General features: G+C 37.4%; 5 protein-coding genes. All 5 read left to right on the forward strand.

Features of this window, described 5'->3' with window-relative positions; genetic code table 11:
- The coding region (locus LS71_RS09535) for a hypothetical protein (RefSeq protein WP_034357012.1) at positions 1-197 on the forward strand (197 nt) is incomplete at its 5' end.
- A gap of 54 nt (positions 198-251) precedes the next feature.
- Positions 252-740, forward strand: coding sequence for an ImmA/IrrE family metallo-endopeptidase (locus LS71_RS09325; protein WP_034357010.1), 489 nt, complete (start codon positions 252-254; stop codon positions 738-740).
- Positions 737-1,165 carry a hypothetical protein gene (locus LS71_RS09330; protein WP_034357007.1) on the forward strand — a complete coding sequence of 143 codons (429 nt, stop codon included), beginning with the start codon at positions 737-739 and terminating at the stop codon, positions 1,163-1,165. Before LS71_RS09325 ends, LS71_RS09330 begins: the two co-directional genes overlap by 4 nt.
- Before the next feature lie 77 nt (positions 1,166-1,242).
- The gene (locus LS71_RS09335; RefSeq protein ID WP_034357005.1) at positions 1,243-1,686 is read left to right on the forward strand and encodes a hypothetical protein; all 444 of its coding nucleotides are present in this window, start codon (positions 1,243-1,245) and stop codon (positions 1,684-1,686) included.
- 262 nt (positions 1,687-1,948) lie between these two features.
- Positions 1,949-3,534 (forward strand): putative barnase/colicin E5 family endoribonuclease (locus LS71_RS09540; protein WP_034357002.1); only part of this gene is annotated, 1,586 nt, incomplete at its 3' end.

The raw sequence follows: 3,534 nt of genomic DNA on the forward strand, positions 1-3,534 counted from the left end.
ATTCTACCATAGAATCTAAAACATTGCAAAAAGAGGCAGGAGAGCAAAAAATATTTAAAATGCAAGATGTGAAAATAGACACAATGGAGGATTTTACCAAATACGCGCAAATGGTGGGCATAGAGTTTAAAGATGAAAAGCAAGCTAAAGAGGCTTTTAAGTTTATAAGGCGCGTGGGCGGGGGACTGGACTGCTAGTTTGTATATTAAATAAAAATGAATAGAATACGGTATTTTTTATAAAGGAGTTTCGTGGGTCTCACAAAAAAGGAGATTGCGCTGCGCGCGCAAAAAACTCTAAAAGCGCATAGCGATGGAGAATACCCTATAAAAGTGGTAGATTTAGCGCATGCAATGGGTCTGCGCGTAATGGAGACAAAATTTACAAAAGATAGCATAGCGGGACTGCTTGATATGAATGAGCGAACCATTTATATTGCCAAAAGTGAGGGCTATGCGCGCAAACGCTTTTCTATCGCGCATGAAATAGGGCATTATGTTTTACATAAAGAAGAATGCCAAAAAGAGGGTCGGCACATTTCTTATAGAGATGAGATTTCATCTCTTGGCTTTGAAATTAAAGAGATTGAGGCTAATTTTTTTGCCGCAAATTTACTTATGCCTAAAGAGAGTGTTATGAGCTTAGTCTTAGAGGGATATACTTTAGAGGAAATGGCTCATTATTTTAATGTATCTAATGTCTCAATGGGCTATAGACTTAAATTTTTAGGCGTAGAATGAGTGATATTATTGAAACAGCACAGACAAAAGAGATAAACGATGAGCGCGCGCTAAGCTCTAATGAGGAGCTAAAAAATATAAAAATGAGTGAGGAGATTAGCGATAGTAAGCACTCACTGCGCAACACAGAAAAACTTAATAATATTTATACGCAACTTATTCATTTATTTTTTGGTGGGTGGTGGTTTTATGCGTGGATTTTCTTTCTTTTTCTGTGCTTTTTGACTGCTGATGAGTATTTTACAAAAGGTGGAGATACGCTGCTGTTTTTAAATTTTTTATCGCGCAAGATTTTGTATGGTTTGAGTGTGGTATTTATAGTGCTTTTAAGTTTTCCCACTGCAAAGGGCGTGCGTAGATTCTTTAGAAAACTACTTGATTTAATGGGGAGAGGGCAACCCAACAATAAGAGAGATAGTTACTAGGTTTTATAAGGCGCGTGGGCGGGGGACTGGACTGCTAGTTTGTATTTTTATGCTAGAATGCCTAAAAAGGAGTGAGAATGTTTGGAAATGCGCTTGTATCTGTAGCAGCCTCTTTATTTCTAGCCCAAAGCCCTATGGCACTTAATATCGTGCAAGATTGGCAGGAGGCTAAAACTCATCTTATTCAAAAGCAATACAAAAGCTACGAAGCCCTCTCATTTGATGTATGCTATTCTTTTGAGTTGGCTCTTTTTCAAATATGCAGTCTTAAAAACTTGCGCGAAAATGAAAGAATAGAGTTGCAAGGTTTTCTAAAACTCACGCGCAGCACCATACAAACTGCCAAAAAAAGAATTAAAAAAAACAATTTAGAGTGCGATAAATCTGTGCTTTATTGCGCTTTGGCTGTTGAGCATGTTTTAGAATCTGTGCTTGATGATGAGTTTATGGGCATCACAGGGGGATATAAAATGCCTGATATTATGGAGTTTGGCAAGGGGCTTGCGGGTGGTTTATCCTAGACAAATCGCACAAGATATTAAAAAAGGCATAAAAAATAAGCAAACTCCGCAGGAAATTTTATGCAAGCTTATTTTATGGCAATATGATGTTTGGAAAAATATAATGAAGGTTTAGCGATGCTTTTTATAGGTGGATTAAACCTGTTGCCAAAAGTTCTAAAATCTTTAAAGAAATAGTTTAAAAAATAGATTTACTCCTTTGCCCCTTTAGATTCTGCAAAAATCCCATAAAATCGCGCTATTTATTTATAAAGGCAAAGGCGTGATTTGTTTAGATAGATTCCAAAAAGTGCTAGCGGCGCATTTAGATATAGATTTTGAGACTTTACCTAGTATTGCAGATGTGCTTATAGCGCAAGGCTTCCGCGGCATGAGCGTAGGCGAGAAAATAACTTATTTTGATGAGCAGGCAATAAAGCGCGTGCGTGATGGCGCAGAATCTAAAGCTGTGGATTCTGGCACTTTAGAATCTAAAGAAATTGATTTTAAAAATAAAGATGAAGCGATTAAATATTTAGAGAATCTTAAGGGTGAGAAATTGCCCAAAGAGTTGAGCGAAGCGGAGTTTTTAACGCAAGGCTTGAGCGAAATAGTCAATAAAGAGAATTTTTTGAGGCATACAAAAACGCGCATAGATTCTGATAAAAGGCTAAAATATTTGAATCTAGTCGAACCTACCTTAGAAAAATATAATATAAAATTAAGCACAAATGAGAGAAATACGTATATTAAAAAGTTTGAAACGCAAGATAATAATTTATATTATATGCTTATCACAGATGATGGCGATAAATTACTTATTACAGGGATACCAACAAATCAATTTAGAAATATAAGAAGCAAAATTAAAAACGCTGACCTTATCCAAACTTTTACCAGCCAAGACAGCAAGAATCCGCAAGGATTGAATGGGCTATCAAGTGCGGATTCTAGCATAGAATCTAAAATCGCGCAAGCACAATATGATGCGCTAGAAAAAGAGATTAGGCAGCAAAGAAAGAGCATTTTAAAAGATTGGGAGGCTAAAAAAGAGGAGCTTAGAAAGCTTGAGCCTCTATATGAAAAATGGGTGCAGAAAGGACAAAAGAAAGCAGGCAAATCCATAGAAAAACGCTATTTAGATACAAGAGCGCAAAAATTAGAGCTACAAGCAGCACTTGATGAGCTAGATGAGAAGCAACTAGCCGCAAAAGCCGCGCTAAAGGGCATAAGCAAAGAGGAGCTAGAGAGGCAAATGCTGATAAGCTCTCTAGCACAAGATGCTAAAGATTACAAAGCAGAAATGTTTAAGAATGCAGATTTTTTAGAATACAAAAGCCTAAGCGGGCAAGCACAAGATGAATTTTATAAAGATATGGTGAGATTCTCAATCGATGATGCCTTTGTAACCCCCCGCACAAAAGATGGTGGGTTTGTAGATAATCGCGCTAAATACAAAAAAGTGCTAGATTATATAGCCATAGACAAGCTGCCGCGCATAATCCCTGATGAGATAAGATATTCAATGTATGGTCTAGCAATGGCTAGGGCAAATAGGATTGTAGAGCGTGAGTTTTTAAGTCCTATGAATGCTTATTTTCGCCAAAATTTAGAAAAAATGCTAAATATTAAGCCTTTAAAAGAGTTTGGGACAAATTATATTGAATATTACCACAATGGGCGCAATGCGATTAAAAAGCTGCTTTTAGAAGCAGAGGACGCTGCGCGGCACGGCGAGCTTGCAAATTATAAAGGGCAAGTGGCTGGAGCGTTTCATAAAGAGGGCTTGGGCGATATAGACTTAGTTTGGGGAGAAGTTACAGATTCTAAAGCGCATAAGGGCTACGGGCTAGCGCATATTATTGATAA

Source organism: Helicobacter jaachi, assembly GCF_000763135.2.
GTDB lineage: Bacteria > Campylobacterota > Campylobacteria > Campylobacterales > Helicobacteraceae > Helicobacter_C > Helicobacter_C jaachi.